Annotated in this window: 16 protein-coding genes and 1 pseudogene; 10 read left to right on the top strand and 7 right to left on the bottom strand. The window is 61.3% G+C overall.

The features are described from left to right. Nucleotides 1-86 precede the first annotated feature (86 nt). Both aroE and hemF read right to left on the bottom strand, forming a co-directional pair. Nucleotides 87-905, bottom strand: a complete 819-nt coding sequence (aroE, locus tag E1K68_RS00895) for a shikimate dehydrogenase (RefSeq protein ID WP_212613671.1) — start codon at nt 903-905, stop codon at nt 87-89. After that, complete coding sequence (hemF, locus tag E1K68_RS00890) at nt 905-1,837, bottom strand: oxygen-dependent coproporphyrinogen oxidase (RefSeq protein ID WP_003187281.1); 933 nt, start codon at nt 1,835-1,837, stop codon at nt 905-907. The genes aroE and hemF overlap by 1 nt, the downstream gene beginning before the upstream one ends. 178 nt (nt 1,838-2,015) lie before the next feature. Between hemF and E1K68_RS00885 the strand changes: the two genes are divergently transcribed. Then, a complete protein-coding gene (locus E1K68_RS00885; protein WP_034134131.1) occupies nt 2,016-2,993 on the top strand; it encodes a quinone oxidoreductase in 978 nt (325 codons plus the stop codon). Between the two features lie 110 nt (nt 2,994-3,103). Here E1K68_RS00885 and E1K68_RS00880 read toward each other — a convergent pair whose 3' ends face one another. From E1K68_RS00880 to E1K68_RS00870, 3 genes are all read right to left on the bottom strand, one after another. Beyond that, a complete protein-coding gene (locus E1K68_RS00880; RefSeq protein WP_003187278.1) occupies nt 3,104-3,661 on the bottom strand; it encodes an L-threonylcarbamoyladenylate synthase in 558 nt (185 codons plus the stop codon). 74 nt (nt 3,662-3,735) lie between these two features. Next, nucleotides 3,736-4,839: a DNA-processing protein DprA gene (gene dprA / locus E1K68_RS00875; RefSeq protein WP_003187277.1), complete on the bottom strand. Its 1,104-nt coding sequence runs from the start codon at nt 4,837-4,839 to the stop codon at nt 3,736-3,738. 63 nt (nt 4,840-4,902) lie between these two features. After that, nucleotides 4,903-5,679: a peptidoglycan-binding protein gene (locus E1K68_RS00870; RefSeq protein WP_120247402.1), complete on the bottom strand. Its 777-nt coding sequence runs from the start codon at nt 5,677-5,679 to the stop codon at nt 4,903-4,905. Between the two features lie 135 nt (nt 5,680-5,814). Between E1K68_RS00870 and def the strand changes: the two genes are divergently transcribed. From def to E1K68_RS00845, 5 genes are all read left to right on the top strand, one after another. Beyond that, the gene (def, locus tag E1K68_RS00865) at nt 5,815-6,321 is read left to right on the top strand and encodes a peptide deformylase (protein ID WP_003187273.1); all 507 of its coding nucleotides are present in this window, start codon (nt 5,815-5,817) and stop codon (nt 6,319-6,321) included. 69 nt (nt 6,322-6,390) lie between these two features. After that, on the top strand, nt 6,391-7,344 hold the full coding sequence (gene fmt / locus E1K68_RS00860; RefSeq protein WP_212613670.1) for a methionyl-tRNA formyltransferase: 954 nt from the start codon (nt 6,391-6,393) through the stop codon (nt 7,342-7,344). Beyond that, nucleotides 7,341-8,651, top strand: a complete 1,311-nt coding sequence (gene rsmB / locus E1K68_RS00855) for a 16S rRNA (cytosine(967)-C(5))-methyltransferase RsmB (protein WP_212613669.1) — start codon at nt 7,341-7,343, stop codon at nt 8,649-8,651. Before fmt ends, rsmB begins: the two co-directional genes overlap by 4 nt. 22 nt (nt 8,652-8,673) lie before the next feature. Next, nucleotides 8,674-10,047, top strand: a complete 1,374-nt coding sequence (trkA, locus tag E1K68_RS00850; protein WP_003187270.1) for a Trk system potassium transporter TrkA — start codon at nt 8,674-8,676, stop codon at nt 10,045-10,047. A 15-nt stretch (nt 10,048-10,062) separates the two neighbouring features. After that, nucleotides 10,063-10,374 carry a tetratricopeptide repeat protein gene (locus E1K68_RS00845; protein WP_169857020.1) on the top strand — a complete coding sequence of 104 codons (312 nt, stop codon included), beginning with the start codon at nt 10,063-10,065 and terminating at the stop codon, nt 10,372-10,374. Between the two features lie 131 nt (nt 10,375-10,505). Here E1K68_RS00845 and E1K68_RS00840 read toward each other — a convergent pair whose 3' ends face one another. Together E1K68_RS00840 and tag are read right to left on the bottom strand one after the other, a co-directional pair. Then, complete coding sequence (locus E1K68_RS00840; protein ID WP_003187267.1) at nt 10,506-11,393, bottom strand: lysophospholipid acyltransferase; 888 nt, start codon at nt 11,391-11,393, stop codon at nt 10,506-10,508. A gap of 40 nt (nt 11,394-11,433) precedes the next feature. Next, the gene (gene tag / locus E1K68_RS00835; RefSeq protein WP_094773976.1) at nt 11,434-11,991 is read right to left on the bottom strand and encodes a DNA-3-methyladenine glycosylase I; all 558 of its coding nucleotides are present in this window, start codon (nt 11,989-11,991) and stop codon (nt 11,434-11,436) included. A gap of 81 nt (nt 11,992-12,072) precedes the next feature. Between tag and glyQ the strand changes: the two genes are divergently transcribed. The 4 genes and pseudogenes from glyQ (at nt 12,073) to E1K68_RS00815 (ending at nt 16,469) form a co-directional block, all read left to right on the top strand. After that, the gene (gene glyQ / locus E1K68_RS00830; RefSeq protein WP_003187265.1) at nt 12,073-13,026 is read left to right on the top strand and encodes a glycine--tRNA ligase subunit alpha; all 954 of its coding nucleotides are present in this window, start codon (nt 12,073-12,075) and stop codon (nt 13,024-13,026) included. Continuing rightward, nucleotides 13,023-15,077 carry a glycine--tRNA ligase subunit beta gene (gene glyS / locus E1K68_RS00825; protein ID WP_003187261.1) on the top strand — a complete coding sequence of 685 codons (2,055 nt, stop codon included), beginning with the start codon at nt 13,023-13,025 and terminating at the stop codon, nt 15,075-15,077. Before glyQ ends, glyS begins: the two co-directional genes overlap by 4 nt. Further along, nucleotides 15,050-15,616, top strand: a pseudogene (gene gmhB, locus E1K68_RS00820) (D-glycero-beta-D-manno-heptose 1,7-bisphosphate 7-phosphatase); the annotation flags it as partial. The gene glyS and the pseudogene gmhB, both read left to right, overlap by 28 nt. Nucleotides 15,617-15,698: 82 nt before the next feature. Further along, nucleotides 15,699-16,469, top strand: a complete 771-nt coding sequence (locus E1K68_RS00815; RefSeq protein WP_003187258.1) for a lysophospholipid acyltransferase family protein — start codon at nt 15,699-15,701, stop codon at nt 16,467-16,469. The last annotated feature ends 107 nt before the right edge of the window (nt 16,470-16,576 follow it).

Here is a 16,576-nt window from a genome sequence, read left to right as displayed (position 1 = left end):
GGTCAGCCAGCACATGGGTAACTGACCTATTGCTGTCGCAGGCAAGCCAGCTCCCACATTAACGGTGCCCACATCAGAGTGTGGAATCAGGCCAATTGCCGGCGCAGTTCGGCCAGTACCGGCGCCGAATCCGGCCGCACACCACGCCACAGCAAGAAGGCTTCCGCCGCTTGTTCCACCAGCATGCCCAGGCCATCCATCGCCACCGCCGCGCCTTGCTCGCTCGCCCAGCGGCAGAATGCAGTGGGTTCCTTGGCGTACATCATGTCGTAGCAGAAGGTCTTGCCCGACTCGATCAGGCTGCCGGCAATCGGCGGTACATCGCCTGACAGGCTGGCCGACGTGGCATTGATGATCACGTCCACCGGCTCACGCAACCAGTCGAAGCCACTGGCAGACACCGGGCCCAGGTCATCGAACAGCTCAGCCAGTAACTCGGCTTTTTCCACGGTGCGGTTGGCGATGATCAACGACGAGGGTTGCTGCGCCAGCAACGGCTCCAGCGCACCGCGTACCGCGCCACCGGCGCCCAATAACAGAATGCGTTTGCCTTGCAGGGCCAGCCCGGCACTGACCGTCAAATCGCGCACCAGGCCCGCGCCGTCGGTGTTGTCGCCCAACAAGGTGCCGTCAGCCAGTTTGCTCAAGGTGTTCACGGCACCGGCGCGCTGGGCTCGTTCGGTCAGGGTATTGGCCAGGCGATAGGCCTCTTCCTTGAACGGCACGGTCACGTTGGCGCCCCGGCCCTGTTGGAAAAACTCTCGGGCACAGGCGGTGAAGTCCTCCAACGGCGCGAGCATTGTGCTGTAGTCCAGCTGCTCACCGGTCTGGGCGGCGAACAGACGGTGAATCAGCGGCGATTTGCTGTGGCCGATGGGGTTGCCGAACACGACATAACGGTCCATCACACCGCCGCCTTGGGCGCGGCAACGCCGAGCCAGTCACGGTCTTGCAGGAAGTAGTCGGTGAGGCGCGCCTCTTCGCTGCCGGCTTCGGCCTTCCAGTCGTAGCTCCAGCGTACCTGAGGTGGCAGCGACATCAGGATCGACTCCGTACGCCCGCCCGATTGCAGGCCGAACAGGGTGCCACGGTCATAGACCAAGTTGAACTCAACGTAGCGGCCCCGGCGGAACTCCTGGAACTGGCGCTGTTGCTCGGTGTACGCCATGGCCTTGCGACGCTGCACAATCGGCAGGTAGGCGTCGATGTAGGCATCGCCGATGGCACGGATGAAGGCGAAGCAGGTGTCGAAGCCCCACTCGTTCAAGTCATCGAAGAACAACCCACCGATGCCACGGGGCTCGTTGCGATGTTTGATGTGGAAGTAGGTGTCACACCAGGCCTTGTAGCGTGCGTACACATCCGGGCCAAACGGCGCACAGGCCTGCTCGGCCACGCGGTGCCAGTGAATGCAGTCTTCTTCATTGCCGTAATACGGGGTGAGATCGAAGCCACCCCCGAACCACCACACCGGTTCTTCGCCTTCTTTTTCAGCGATGAAAAACCGCACATTGGCGTGGGAAGTCGGTACATGCGGGTTATGCGGATGGATCACCAGTGACACGCCAAGCGCTTCAAACCCACGGCCGGCCAGCTCGGGGCGATGGGCACTGGCAGACGGTGGTAAACCGCTGCCGAACACGTGGGAAAAGTTGACGCCGCCTTTTTCGATCACCGAACCGTTTTCCATCACACGGGTGCGACCGCCACCGCCGGCTGGCCGGGTCCAGGCGTCTTCGATAAAGCGAGTGTCCGTCTCGAAGGTTTCCAGGGCGCTGCAAATGCGGTCTTGCAGGTCAAGCAGGTAGGCTTTAACGGCCTCGGTGCGGGTAGTCATGGCATCACCTTGAATCGGGCAAAGCTACGCGAGGCCCATGGGGCGTCGGCGGCAAATGGGCGCACAGGATACCACTGCGCTTAGATGCCACTGCACTTAGGTGCGCGGCAGTTGACGAAGATCAAGCTTAGGAGTCCGATAGGGGGCTACGCAGATTCGAACCCAAGGAGAAGTGCAGATGGCCAAACGTATCCAGTTCAGCGCCCATGGCGGCCCCGACGTACTTGAATATGTGGACTACACGCCAGCGGAACCTGGCCCACAGCAGGTTCGGGTGCGCAACGAGGCGATCGGCCTGAACTTCATCGACACCTACTTCCGCAGTGGCCTCTATGCGCCGCCGGCCCTGCCATCGGGTCTGGGTGCGGAAGGTGCTGGCGTAGTCGATGCCGTTGGCAGTGAAGTCAGCCAATTCAAAGTCGGCGACCGTGTGGCCTACGGCAGCGGCCCGCTGGGTGCCTACAGCGAGTCGCACGTGTTGCCCGCCGCCAACCTGGTGCACCTGCCGGATGAGATCAGCTTTGAACAGGCCGCCGGTGCCATGCTCAAAGGCCTGACCGTGCAGTACCTGCTGCGCCAGACCTATGAGCTCAAAGGCGGTGAAACCATTTTGTTCCACGCCGCCGCCGGTGGCGTGGGCTCCCTGGCCTGCCAATGGGCCAAGGCTTTGGGGGTGAAGTTGATCGGTACCGTCAGCTCCCCGGAAAAAGCCGCTTTGGCCAAATCGCTGGGCGCCTGGGAAACCATCGACTACAGCAAGGAAGATGTCGCACAACGCGTACTGGAATTAACTGACGGCAAGAAATGCCCGGTGGTGTACGACGGCGTCGGCAAGGACACCTGGCTGACCTCACTCGACAGCGTGGCGCCACGGGGTCTGGTGGTGAGCTTCGGCAACGCGTCGGGTGCGGTGGATGGGGTGAACCTGGGGATTCTGTCGGCGAAGGGTTCGCTGTACGTCACCCGGCCGACTTTGGCGACCTATGCAAACAATCCGGCGAACCTGCAGGCGATGGCGGACGATCTGTTTTCGATGATCAAGAGTGGCAAGGTACGCATTGATATCAACCAGCGCTACTCGCTGGCAGAGGCGGCCAAAGCGCAGACGGAGTTGTCGGGGCGGCGCACGACTGGATCGACCATCCTGCTGCCTTAAGATCGTACCCACGCTCTGCGTGGGAATGCATACCGTGACGCTCTGCGTCACAAGCGGACCCAGAGCGTCCAATGCGGCGTTCCCACGCAGAGCGTGGGAACGAGCTGCACCTACGAGGGGCGCACCACATCACCCGTCACCAGATCCCGAATCAGGCTCGGGTTCTTGCGCCCACCCAAGGCGCCGCCCAACACCAGGTCCACTTGCCCGCGAAAATACTGCTCCACGCGAATGCGCGTGCGGGCTGCCGGGCGGCCCTGAGGGTTGGCCGAGGTGGAAATCAACGGGCCGACCTCGGCGCACAAATCTCTCACCAACGGATGATCACTGACCCGCAGCGCTACGGTGTCGTGCACACCCGTGACCCATTCGGGCAGCAAGTCTTGATGGGGCACCAGCCAGGTATTCGGCCCTGGCCAGGTGCTGGCCATGCGTTCGACCCACGTGTCCGGGAAATCCTCAAACAGAAAGTCGAACTGACGAATATTGTCCGCCACCAGGATCAGGCCTTTGTCGACCGAGCGGTTCTTGATCGCCAACAGCCGATCCACTGCTTCTTCGTTCCACGGGTCGCAGCCCAGGCCCCAGACCGCTTCGGTCGGATAGGCGATCACTGCGCCTGCGCGAATTTCCCGTGCGGCTTCCAGCACACGCCACCTGTTGACCATTGTTAACTCTCCGGACTAAAGCTCTGGGCAGTTTACCGATCTTCGTTACAAAACCTAGCGCCAAAAACGGGCCACTACCAAAGCGGACACCGCGCCAGCCAGCGCCCGCTTTCGCAAATCACCTGGCCCTCCAACTCCAGCTCCGTCAGGGTGGCCAGTACTTGTGACAACGGCCGACCGCTGGCAATCGCCAAGGCTTCGCTGCTATGCGGTGCCGCGTGCAGTAGCGCCACCAGCGGATGGGTTACGGGCACCGGTGCCGCATGGGACAACCGCTGCCAACCACGCAAGCCTTCAAGTATGTGCTCGATGGTTTCCACCAACACCGCGCCATCACGGATCAGTTGATGACAGCCTTTGGCGGCGGGGTGGTGAATGGAACCCGGAATCGCGTACACCTCGCGCCCTTGCTCCGCCGCCAGGCGTGCGGTGATCAGCGAGCCGCTGGCGATACTGGCCTCCACCACCAGTACGCCTAACGACAACCCGCTGATGATCCGGTTGCGCCGTGGGAAATTACCGGCCTGGGGCGCGGTATCCAGCGGAAACTCGGAAACCACGGCGCTGCCTTGGGCGATCATCGCCGCAGCAAGCTTGCGATGGCGCTGTGGATAAAAATTTTCCAGGCCAGTGCCAAGCACGCCGATGGTATGGCCGCCCACGTCCAATGCCGCCTGGTGCGCCGCGCCATCAATGCCCACCGCCAGCCCACTGGTGATGACAAAACCGGCGCTCGCCAGGCTGCGGGAAAAGGCCGCTGCCGTGTCCATGCCCGGGCGCGAGGCACGCCGGCTACCGACCATGGCCAACTGTGGTTTTTCCAGAATATCGGGGTCGCCCGCAACGAATAACAACGGCGGCGCATCGTCGATCTGCGCGAGCAACGCCGGGTAATCCGGGTGGTCCCACATCAGCAAATGCTGGGCCGGGCGCGCCAGCCAGGCCAACGCCTCACTGGCACCGTCACGGACTTTGGGGCTACGTCGGGCCTCTGCGCTGATGGCGGGCAAACCGAGGGAACGCCAGGCACTGGCGGGAGCACTCAGGGCCTTGGAAGCGCAACCAAAGGCATCGATCAACACGTGAAAACGCTTGGGCCCCAGTTCTGGCAGCCTGTGCAAGCGTAGCCGGGCTTCCAGCTCTGCCGGGGAAATATCGCTACTGTTTATCGGATTCATATGATCATCCTTGACCGGAACAAGCTGTGGATAACTCTGTTGGTAACTTATTTAGCAGGCTATTTATTGCGCTTGATCAGCCGTCTCGAAACGGTCTTGCACGGCCAACGACCGTGAAGCACTGAGCACCAGGGCATAGCTGAGCTTTTCATAGGTGCGAAACACCAGCAGGGTGCCGGCTCGCTCATCCGGGAGGGGAGTGGGCGTACCGGTGAGGGCGTCTCGCACGATGGCGCCAGCCTTGATCACTGTGAGCAGTTGGCCTTCCACCAAGCCATCGCGGCGGCCCTTGTTGAGGGTCACAGCGTCGAGCACGCCAATCTGCGTGACGCCCTTGGGGATGTCGATGATATGCCCTGTAATCAAGGGTGCAGGTTTGCAGGGTTCCAGGCTGGCCAAAGCAACGGGAGGCTCGGCGCGCAACAAACGGTCGCCTGGGCGAATTTCCTGGGTCACCCGTTGCACTGCCAGGGTGGTGAGGCTGTCGGCAAGCACAAAGCGCGCAGTGCCGATGTCGTCGGCATTGATGCCCAACAGCTCTTGGGTATGGGGGTCGGTGTAGGCCTTGCCCCGCCGAAATATCCCGTAGCTTGGCTGGGCCGGGTCCAGATGCCCGCGCGCATGCACACGCTCGTCGTTGGCACCCAGAACGCGCCCGCCTTGCGCCGCAATAATGTAAGGCGCGTTGTCCAGGTCGTGGGGGGAGTCAAAAATACGGTTGTGCAGTAAAAAATGCTGGATGGCCTGTTGCGCGGCCTGATCCAGACGCTCAGTGGGTTGCACAATCAATGCCGTGGCGAACGGAGCCCACAGCAGCAAGACGAGTAGCGATTTCCTCATGGGGTGAATCTCCTTTATTATATGCGTTCGCGTGAAATGCCATGGCCTTCGCGGCTTCCGAGCGTTTCACACCGGCCGTATGGGTCCATCCCACCGCCGATTTGTCTCTTCCTCACATGTGCAGCAATTACGCTTATGGCTATTTTGAACATCCTCGAATTTCCCGACTCGCGCCTGCGCACGATCGCCAAGCCGGTGGCCGTAGTGGACGACAAGGTTCGTCAGTTGGTCGATGACATGTTTGAAACAATGTATGAAGCCCCGGGCATCGGCCTCGCCGCGACCCAGGTCAACGTGCATCTGCGCGTCGTGGTCATGGACCTGTCGGAAGACCGCAGCGAACCTCGGGTGTACATCAACCCTGAGTTCGAACCGCTGACCGAAGAGATGGGCGAATACCAGGAAGGCTGCCTGTCGGTGCCGGAGTTCTACGAGAATGTGGAACGCCCGCTACGCGTGAAGATCAAGGCGCTGGACCGTGACGGCAAGCCTTTCGAGCTGATTGCCGAAGGCCTGCTGGCGGTGTGCATCCAGCATGAATGCGACCACCTCAACGGCAAGCTGTTCGTCGATTACCTGTCCACGCTCAAGCGTGACCGCATCAAGAAGAAGCTGGAAAAAAAGCATCGCCAGCAAGCCTGATGCCCTTCTTCCAAAGGCTTGCTGCGGCAAGCCTTTTTCTTTTGTGACTGTTTTTAACCGAGAACTCCCATGACCGAGCCATTGCGCATTGTTTTTGCCGGCACTCCTGAATTTGCCGCCGAACACCTCAAGGCGCTGCTTGCCAGCCCTTATGACCTCGTCGCGGTGTACACCCAGCCGGATCGCCCGGCCGGTCGCGGGCAAAAACTGATGCCGAGTGCGGTCAAGCAGTTGGCGCTGGAGCACAACATTCCTGTGCTGCAGCCGCCGACCCTGCGTAACGCCGAGGCCCAGGCCGAACTGGCCGCGCTGAAGCCGGACCTGTTGGTGGTGGTGGCCTACGGCTTGATCCTGCCCCAGGCTGTGCTGGATATCCCGCGCCTGGGTTGCATCAACAGCCATGCTTCACTGCTGCCACGCTGGCGCGGTGCGGCGCCGATTCAACGCGCCGTTGAAGCAGGCGACAGCGAGAGCGGCGTGACCGTGATGCGCATGGAAGCCGGCCTGGATACTGGGCCGATGCTGCTCAAGGTCACCACGCCGATCACCGCCCAAGACACCGGCGGCAGCCTGCACGACCGCCTCGCTGAGCTAGGCCCGCCCGCTGTGATCCAGGCCATCGCCGGCCTCGCTGCCGGCACCCTGCAAGGCGAAATCCAAGACGACAGCCTGGCCACCTACGCCCACAAGCTGAACAAGGACGAAGCGCGCATTGACTGGAGCCGCCCGGCCGTGGAGCTGGAGCGCCTGGTACGCGCCTTCAACCCGTGGCCGATCTGCCACAGCACCCTGAACGGCGAGGCTTTGAAAGTGTTGACCGCGACCCTGGCCGATGGCGCAGGCGCTCCCGGCGAGATCATCAACGCCAGCAAAGACGGCCTGTTGGTGGCTTGCGGTGAACAAGCGCTGTGCCTGACGCGTCTGCAATTGCCCGGCGGCAAGGCGCTGAACTTCAGCGATTTGTTCAATAGCCGTCGTGAGAAATTCGCCTTGGGCACCACGCTTGGGGTGGTCACTCAATGAACCCACGTCTGGCCGCCGCCAAGGCTCTTGCCGCCGTCCTCAACGGCAAGGCTTCGCTGAACAGTTCGCTGCCGACGCAGTTGGATAAAGTTGAAGACCGCGACCGGGGGTTTACCCAGGACCTGGCCTTTGGCACCGCCCGTTGGCAGCCACGGTTGTCTGCGCTGGCCGCCAAGCTGCTGCAAAAACCGTTCAAAGCGGCGGACGCGGATGTCGAGGCGCTGTTGCTAGTGGGTCTCTACCAATTGCTCTACACCCGCGTGCCCGCCCACGCGGCCATCGGTGAAACCGTCGGTTGCGCCGACAAGTTGAAAAAGCCCTGGGCCAAGGCCCTGCTCAATGCCGTGCTGCGCCGCGCCCAGCGCGAAAGCGAAGCCCTGCTGGCCGAGCTGGAACATGATCCGGTGGTGCGCACCGCCCACCCGCGTTGGCTGCAAAAATCCCTGAAGGCCTTTTGGCCTGAGCAATGGGAAGCCATCTGCGCAGCCAACAACGCGCACCCGCCGATGATCCTACGGGTCAACCGTGGTCACCACAGCCGTGACGCGTATTTGCAGTTACTGGCGGACGCTGGCATCAACGCCACGCCCTGTGTGTACAGCACGGACGGCATCGTGCTCGAAGCGGCTGCCGATGTGCGTAGCCTGCCGGGCTTTGCCGAAGGTTGGATCAGTGTGCAGGACGAAGCCGCGCAGTTGGCCGCCGACTTGCTCGACCTCGCCCCCGGCCAGCGCGTACTCGATGCCTGCTGCGCGCCCGGCGGTAAGACCTGCCATATCCTTGAAGTGGAAAAAGGCCTGGCCGGTGTAGTCGCGGTGGACCTTGAAGCCAAGCGCCTGGTGCGCGTGCGGGAAAACCTCGCACGCCTGGGCTTGAGCGCTGAACTGATCGCCGCGGATGGCCGCGACACCGCCACTTGGTGGGACGGCAAGCCCTTCCAGCGCATCCTGCTGGACGCCCCTTGCTCGGCCACCGGCGTGATCCGCCGTCATCCGGACATCAAGCTGACCCGCCAGCCCGACGACATCGCCGCCTTGGCGGTGCTGCAAGGCGAACTGCTCGACGCGCTGTGGCCCACCTTGGAAGTCGGCGGCATCCTGCTTTACGCCACCTGCTCCACCTTGCCCACCGAAAATACCGAGGTCATCCAAGCCTTCCTCGCCCGCACCAGCGGCGCGCGTGAGCTGGACCTCGCTACCACGGCCGGCATCAAGCAGCCCCACGGTCGCCAACTGCTTGCCCAAGAAGGCGGGCACGATGGCTTCTACTACGCCAAACTGATCAAGATCGCCGCCGCGCGCGGCTGAATGGTTTTAAGGGAGTGACCGGATGAAAATCATCATCCTTGGAGCAGGGCAGGTCGGTGGCACGCTGGCCGAACATTTGGCCGGTGAAGCCAACGACATCACCGTGGTCGACACCGATTCCGAGCGTTTGCGTGACCTGGGCGACCGTCTGGACATCCGTACGGTGCAAGGCCGCGCGTCGTTTCCGACGGTGCTGCGCCAGGCCGGTGCCGACGATGCCGACATGCTGGTGGCCGTGACCAACAGCGACGAGACCAACATGGTCGCCTGCCAAGTCGCCCACACCCTGTTCCACACCCCGACCAAGATCGCTCGGGTACGCGAAGCGGCGTACCTGACCCGCGCCGGTCTGTTCGATAACGACGCCATTCCGGTGGACGTACTGATCAGTCCGGAACAGGTGGTGACCCACTACATCAAACGCCTGATCGAAATTCCAGGTGCGCTTCAGGTGATCGACTTCGCCGAAGGCAAAGCACAACTGGTGGCCGTGAAGGCTTATTACGGCGGGCCGCTGGTGGGCCAGCAACTGCGCCAGCTGCGCGAGCACATGCCGAACGTGGAAACCCGCGTGGCCGCGATTTTCCGCCGTGACCGGCCGATCCTGCCCCAGGGCGATACGGTGATCGAGGCTGACGATGAAGTGTTTTTTATCGCCGCCAAGGCGAACATTCGCGCGGTCATGAGCGAAATGCGCAGGCTCGACGAAAGCTACAAACGTATCGTCATCGCCGGCGGTGGGCAGATCGGCGAGCGTTTGGCCGAAGCCATCGAAAGCCGCTACCAGGTGAAGATCATCGAGATGAGCCCGACGCGTTGCCGGCATTTGTCCGACACCCTCGACAGCACTGTTGTACTGCAAGGCAGCGCCTCGGACCGTGACCTGCTGATGGAAGAGAACATCGCCGACGCCGACATCTTCCTGGCCCTGACCAACGATGATGAAGCCAATATCATGTCGTCCTTGCTGGCCAAGCGGTTGGGAGCGAAGAAGGTGATGACCATCATCAACAACCCGGCCTATGTGGACCTGATCCAGGGCGGCGATATCGACATTGCCATCAGCCCGCAGTTGGCGACCATTGGCACCTTGCTTGCCCACGTACGCCGTGGCGACATTGTCAGTGTGCACTCGTTGCGCCGGGGTGCTGCGGAGGCCATAGAGGCGATTGCCCACGGTGACTCGAAGTCCAGCAAAGTGATTGGCAAGGCCATCCGCGATATCGGCCTGCCGCCGGGCACCACCATTGGCGCGATCATTCGCGATGAAGAAGTGATCATTGCCCACGACGACACGGTGATCGCCACCGGAGACCATGTGATTTTGTTCCTTGTGGATAAAAAACATATCCGCGATGTGGAGAAGCTGTTCCACGTGGGGTTGAGCTTTTTCTGATCAAGGAGTGAACCGATGCTGGAGTCCCTGGAAAAAATGCTCGCCAAGGGCGTGGACAATTCGCTGCTGCGCTTTGGCCTGGGCAAGGGTTATCTGGACCTGAAGGACAACGCCAAGGCGGCCGAGCATTTGCAGCGATGCGTCGAGTTCGATCCTAAGTATTCGGCGGCGTGGAAGTTGTTGGGCAAGGCGCATCAGGCGCAGGGTGACAGTGCCTCAGCACGACAGGCGTGGGAAAAAGGCATAGAGGCGGCCTTGGCACACGGCGACAAACAGGCCGAAAAAGAGATGGCAGTGTTCCTGAAAAAACTCGACCGCCAGGCTTGAAACAATCCCCTGTGGGAGCTGGCTTGCCTGCGATGGCAGCACCTCGGTCTATCAGTTAAACCGAGGTGATGCCATCGCAGGCAAGCCAGCTCCCACATTTGATCTCCATTGGCTAGGAGATCAGCGGTGAATCAATACCACCGCGCCTCACCCAGTGGGCGTTTCTTGAAGCGTTTCATGCTCCACATGTACTGGCTTGGGTAAGCGCCGACATAACGCTCTACTACCTTGCTCATCGCCGCACAGGACGTCGCGGTGTCGGTGCTGTACATGTCCTCCGGCGCCGCTTCCAGGATCACCTTGTAGCCCGAGCCGTCCGGCAGCCGCAGGGCATGCAGGAACACACCCACCGCCTTGTGGCCCGCCAGCATGTTCGGCACGAACTTGCTGGTAAGCGCCTGGGTGGCAAAAAACGGTACGAAGATCCCGGCAGACTCAGCCGGCTCCGGGTCGGCAGGAATGCCCACCTGGCCGCCTTTGCGCACTTCCTTGATCACACTGAGAATGCCTTCCTTGGTGGAGGCCGCCACGCGGTTGCCCAACTGCACGCGCTGTTTGCGCAGCAATTCGTCCACGGCCTTGAGCTTGGGCGGGCGATAGAAAATGATCGGTTTGCACTGGCTGCAATAGAAATGGTTCAACACTTCCCAGTTGCCTAAGTGGCTGGTGATGCCTACCACGCCTTTGCCAGAAGCCAGGGCCTCGTGCAGCACTTCCAGGCCTTCGACTTCGCGGACCAGGTCGATAGAGCGCTGCGCCGGCCAGATCCACGCGCAGGCGCTTTCGGTGAGGGACTTGCCGATGTCCATCAGGCTGCGGCCCACCAGGCGCTCGCGCTCTGCCGGGTCCATGTCCGGGAAGCATTTGGAGAGGTTGATCCGCACCGTATCGCGGGAACGGTTGGGGGTTTTCCACATGATCCAGCCGATCCCCGTGCCGACGGCTTGTACGGCGCGCCAGGGCAGCAGGGCAAACAACCGAAGAGCACCTACCAGCAAGGCGCCTTTAAACTTTTCCACAGGTCACTCCTGATCGTGTGTGGTGCGCAAAGCCGGCATTCTAACCGGCGTTGACCAAGTCCGCGTAACGGTCGCAGTCCTTGGTGTGGTCCATGACCATGCCCGAGGCCTGCATGAAGGCGTAGCAAATGGTCGGCCCGACGAAGGTGAAGCCGGCCTTTTTCAAGGCTTTGCTCATGGCTTCGGCTTCGGGCGTAATCGCCGGGACGTCGCTGCGATCCTTGAAGTGATTGACCTTGGGTTTGCCGCCGACAAACGACCACAGCAACCCCACCGGATCCTCCAGCGCCAGCCAGGCCGCGGCGTTGCGCCGAGTAGCGTTGAGCTTCAAGCGATTGCGCACGATGCCCGGGTCCTGCATCAGCACCTCGATTTCTTCATCGCTCAATTGCGCCAGGCGCTGCGCGTCAAAGCCGAACAACACCTTTCGATAATGCTCGCGTTTGCGTAAAACGGTGATCCAGGACAGGCCTGCCTGGAACCCTTCGAGCAAAAGCAACTCGAACAAACCCTGCGCATCGCGCAGCGGCGTTCCCCACTCTTGATCGTGATAAGCCATGTACAGCGGATCTTCAGAACACCAAAAGCAGCGTGGCATAAGGCTCCAGGGAGTGGTGGCGGGGCCGAATCGGGTATACTCCCGCTCTTTAAATCGCAGCCCAAGTAACAGGTGAATTTCGTGAGCCAGCCTACGCCAGCCGTGCGTACCTTCCAAGACTTGATCCTCGCCCTCCAGCAATACTGGGCCGAGCAAGGTTGTGTGGTACTTCAGCCCTACGATATGGAAGTAGGCGCCGGCACTTTCCACACCGCTACATTCCTGCGGGCCATCGGCCCGGAAACCTGGAACGCCGCTTATGTGCAGCCCAGTCGCCGCCCGACTGACGGCCGCTACGGCGAAAACCCGAACCGTCTGCAGCACTATTACCAGTTCCAGGTGGTATTGAAGCCCAACCCGGACAACTTCCAGGAGCTGTACCTGGGCTCGCTGAAACATGTGGGCCTGGACCCACTGGTGCACGACATCCGTTTCGTCGAAGACAACTGGGAATCGCCAACCCTGGGCGCCTGGGGCCTGGGCTGGGAAGTCTGGCTCAATGGCATGGAAGTGACGCAGTTCACTTACTTCCAGCAAGCCGGCGGCATCGAGTGCTACCCGGTCACCGGCGAAATCACCTATGGCCTGGAGCGCCTGGCCATGTACCTGCAAGGCGTGGACTCGGTCTACGACCTGGTGTGGGCTGACGGCCCGTTCGGCAAGGTGACCTACGGCGATGTGTTCCACCAGAACGAGGTGGAGCAGTCCACCTACAACTTCGAACACGCCAACGTCGACAAACTGTTCGAACTGTTCGACTTCTATGAAAGCGAAGCCAAACGCCTGATCGAGCTCGACCAGCCGCTGCCGTTGCCAAGCTATGAAATGGTGTTGAAGGCCTCCCATACCTTCAACCTGCTGGATGCCCGCCGTGCCATTTCGGTTACTGCGCGCCAGCAATACATCCTGCGTGTGCGCACCCTGGCGCGTTCCGTCGCCCAAGCCTACCTGCTGGCCCGCGCCAAGCTGGGCTTCCCGATGGCAACCCCGGACCTGCGTGATGAAGTGTTGGCTAAGCTGGAGGCTGCACAATGAGTGCTCAAGATTTCCTGGTTGAACTGGGCACCGAAGAGCTGCCACCCAAGGCCCTCAATACCCTGGCCGATGCATTCCTGGCCGGTATCGAAAAAGGCCTGCAGACCGCTGGCCTGAAGTTTGAAGCCAAAAAAGTCTACGCCGCGCCGCGCCGCCTGGCTGTGCTGCTGACCGCGCTGGAAACCCAGCAGCCGGACCGCAGCATCAACCTGGACGGCCCACCGCGCCAGGCAGCTTTCGATGCCGACGGCAACCCGACACAAGCCGCCCTTGGCTTTGCCAAAAAATGTGGCGTAGAGCTGAGCGAGATCGACCAGAGCGGCCCGAAACTGCGTTTCAGCCAGGTCATCACCGGCAAGCCGACCGCCAGCCTGTTGCCGACCATCGTTGAAGATTCCCTGAACGACCTGCCTATCCCCAAGCGCATGCGCTGGGGTGCGCGCAAGGAAGAGTTCGTGCGCCCAACCCAATGGCTGGTGATGCTGCTCGGTGACCAGGTCATCGATTGCACCATCCTCGCCCAGAAGGCTGGACGTGATTCCCGTGGTCACCGCTTCCATCATCCAGAAAGCGTGCGCATCACTTCGCCGGCCAATTACCTCAACGACCTGCGCGCCGCTTATGTGCTGGCCGACGCCAATGAGCGTCGCGAGCTGATCAGCAAGCGCACCGAAGAACTGGCCCGCCTGCAGGAAGGCACCGCCATCGTGCCGCCAAGCCTGCTCGACGAAGTGACCGCCCTGGTGGAATGGCCGGTGCCGCTGGTGTGCTCGTTCGAAGAGCGTTTCCTCGACGTGCCGCAAGAAGCCTTGATCACCACCATGCAGGACAACCAGAAGTACTTCTGCCTGCTGGACGTGGACGGTAAGTTGTTGCCGCGTTTTATCACCGTGGCCAACATCGAAAGCAAAGACCCACAGCAGATCATCGCCGGTAACGAAAAAGTCGTGCGCCCGCGCCTGACCGACGCCGAGTTCTTCTTCAAGCAAGACAAGAAGCAGAAGCTGGAAGACTTCAACCTGCGCCTTCAGAACGTAGTGTTCCAGGAAAAACTCGGCAGCGTCTATGACAAGGCCGTGCGTGTTTCCAAGCTGGCGGCCTACATTGCCCCACGTATTGGCGGCGACGCAGCCTGGGCCGCCCGTGCCGGCTTGCTGTCCAAGTGCGACCTGGCCACCGAAATGGTCGGCGAGTTCCCAGAGATGCAAGGCGTGGCGGGTTACTACTACGCCCTCAACGACGGCGAGCCGGATGATGTCGCCCTGGCCCTGAACGAGCAGTACATGCCGCGCGGTGCCGGTGCAGAACTGCCGAGCACCCTGACCGGTGCGGCCGTGGCCATTGCCGACAAGCTGGACACCCTCGTGGGTATCTTCGGTATCGGCATGCTGCCCACCGGCAGCAAAGACCCGTATGCCCTGCGCCGTGCTGCCTTGGGCGTGCTACGCATCCTGATCGACAAGAAGCTGGACCTCGACCTGACCCAGGCCGTGGTATTCGCCGTCGGCCAGTTCGGCACCAAGGTCAAGCAAGCCGGCCTGGCCGAGCAAGTGCTGGAGTTCGTGTTCGACCGCCTGCGTGCGCGTTATGAAGACGAAGGCGTGGACGTTTCCGTCTACCTGTCGGTACGTGCGCTGCAACCGGGCTCGGCGTTGGACTTCGACCAGCGTGTACAAGCCGTGCAAGCGTTCCGCAAGCTGCCGGAAGCCGATGCCCTGGCCGCCGTGAACAAGCGCGTGTCGAACCTGCTGAGCAAGGCCGACAACCTTGGCACTGCTGAAGTCGACCCGGGCCTGTTTGCCGATGCCAAGGAGTTCTCGCTGAACTCGGCCATTGCCAAGGCCGAGAACGCCGTGAAGCCGCTGATCGCTGAGCGTGACTACGCGCAAGCGTTGGCGCGCCTGGCGTCTTTGCGTGAGCCGGTGGATGCGTTCTTCGAAGCGGTGATGATCAATGCCGACGATGCTGGCGTGCGCAAAAACCGCTACGCCATGCTCGCGCGCCTGCGTGGCTTGTTCATCAATATCGCCGACATCTCCGTACTGGGCTGACCATGTTGAAACTGCTGATTCTCGATCGGGACGGGGTGATCAACTACGACTCCGACGCTTACATCAAGTCGGTGGAGGAGTGGATTCCGCTGCCCGGTTCGATCGAGGCCATCGCGCAGTTGAGCAAAGCCGGCTGGACGGTAGCCATCGCCACCAACCAGTCCGGCATCGCCCGCGGTTACTACGACATCGCGACCCTGGAGGCCATGCACGCGCGTTTGCGCGCGTTAGTGGCCGAACAGGGCGGTGAGGTGGGGCTGGTGGTTTACTGCCCCCACGGGCCGGATGAGGGCTGCGATTGCCGCAAGCCCAAGCCTGGCATGTTGAAAATTATTGCAGAACATTACAAGGTGCCCTTGGCTGGGATATGGTTCGTCGGGGACAGCCTCGGTGACCTGGAGGCGGCCAAAGCCGTCGACTCTCAGCCAGTTTTGGTTAAAACCGGGAAAGGCGAAAAGACCCAGGCTAAAAACCTGCCGGTAGGCACCTTGATTTTTGACGATCTGGCGGCCGTTGCCGCAGAACTTATCAACAACTAGCCGCCCTCGACTTCCTGACCAAGGACTGTTCGGGAGTGCGCTTTTAACAGGCGGGCCGTGTCCCGCAACGGTAAATGCCGCCATGTCGATCTTGCAGGCCATCAGAACCTTTTTCTTTTACCTGCTGCTGGGCACCAGTTCGTTTCTCTGGTGCACCCTGAGCTTTTTTATTGCACCGTTCCTGCCCTTCAAGGCGCGCTATCGCTTTATCAACGTCTACTGGTGCCGCTGCGCGTTGTGGCTGAGCAAGGTGTTCCTGAACATTCGTTTCGAGGTCAAGGGCGCTGAAAACGTCCCTGATCAACCGTGCGTGATTCTCTCCAACCACCAGAGCACCTGGGAGACGTTCTTCCTCTCGGCGTACTTCTCGCCGTTGAGCCAGGTGCTCAAGCGCGAGTTGCTGTATGTGCCGTTCTTCGGCTGGGCCATGGCCATGTTGCGACCGATCGCCATCGACCGTGACAACCCCAAGGCTGCGCTCAAGCATGTCGCCAAGAAGGGCGATGAGTTGCTCAAGGACGGCGTCTGGGTGCTGATCTTCCCTGAGGGCACGCGGGTGCCCTACGGCACGGTGGGCAAGTTCTCACGCGGTGGTACCGCCTTGGCGGTCAACGCCAACCTGCCTGTGCTGCCAATTGCGCATAACGCCGGCAAGTTCTGGCCCAAGACTGGCTGGGCCAAACGCCCGGGCACTATCACCGTGGTGATCGGCGAACCGATGTACGCAGAGGGCGAAGGGCCACGTGCCATCGCCGCCCTGAACGACCGCGCTGCGGCGTGGAATGAAGCGCAGCAAAGGGCCATGGGCTCCCTGCCTCCGGAACCGGTGGTGGTGGAGACGCCGGCAGTTTGAGCATCTGTGGATAACCTGTGTACGCTTTGTTGGCGAATTGGCTTTTTTGCATCATAACAAGCTGATTTACTTACATATTTCTGAAGCTCATAAAATTCGGAAAAACG

It is taken from the genome of Pseudomonas sp. B2021 (assembly GCF_018135665.1).
GTDB classification, from domain to species: domain Bacteria; phylum Pseudomonadota; class Gammaproteobacteria; order Pseudomonadales; family Pseudomonadaceae; genus Aquipseudomonas; species Aquipseudomonas lactis.
This window is presented reverse-complemented; position numbering and strand designations above follow the sequence as displayed.

Excerpts from the sequence above, each read along its gene's own strand:
- aroE (WP_212613671.1), bottom strand. The coding sequence starts at position 905 with ATGGACCGTTATGTCGTGTTCGGCAACCCCATCGGCCACAGCAAATCG.
- hemF (WP_003187281.1), bottom strand. The coding sequence starts at position 1,837 with ATGACTACCCGCACCGAGGCCGTTAAAGCCTACCTGCTTGACCTGCAA.
- E1K68_RS00885 (WP_034134131.1), top strand. The coding sequence starts at position 2,016 with ATGGCCAAACGTATCCAGTTCAGCGCCCATGGCGGCCCCGACGTACTT.
- E1K68_RS00880 (WP_003187278.1), bottom strand. The coding sequence starts at position 3,661 with ATGGTCAACAGGTGGCGTGTGCTGGAAGCCGCACGGGAAATTCGCGCA.
- dprA (WP_003187277.1), bottom strand. The coding sequence starts at position 4,839 with ATGAATCCGATAAACAGTAGCGATATTTCCCCGGCAGAGCTGGAAGCC.
- E1K68_RS00870 (WP_120247402.1), bottom strand. The coding sequence starts at position 5,679 with ATGAGGAAATCGCTACTCGTCTTGCTGCTGTGGGCTCCGTTCGCCACG.
- def (WP_003187273.1), top strand. The coding sequence starts at position 5,815 with ATGGCTATTTTGAACATCCTCGAATTTCCCGACTCGCGCCTGCGCACG.
- fmt (WP_212613670.1), top strand. The coding sequence starts at position 6,391 with ATGACCGAGCCATTGCGCATTGTTTTTGCCGGCACTCCTGAATTTGCC.
- rsmB (WP_212613669.1), top strand. The coding sequence starts at position 7,341 with ATGAACCCACGTCTGGCCGCCGCCAAGGCTCTTGCCGCCGTCCTCAAC.
- trkA (WP_003187270.1), top strand. The coding sequence starts at position 8,674 with ATGAAAATCATCATCCTTGGAGCAGGGCAGGTCGGTGGCACGCTGGCC.
- E1K68_RS00845 (WP_169857020.1), top strand. The coding sequence starts at position 10,063 with ATGCTGGAGTCCCTGGAAAAAATGCTCGCCAAGGGCGTGGACAATTCG.
- tag (WP_094773976.1), bottom strand. The coding sequence starts at position 11,991 with ATGCCACGCTGCTTTTGGTGTTCTGAAGATCCGCTGTACATGGCTTAT.
- glyS (WP_003187261.1), top strand. The coding sequence starts at position 13,023 with ATGAGTGCTCAAGATTTCCTGGTTGAACTGGGCACCGAAGAGCTGCCA.
- E1K68_RS00815 (WP_003187258.1), top strand. The coding sequence starts at position 15,699 with ATGTCGATCTTGCAGGCCATCAGAACCTTTTTCTTTTACCTGCTGCTG.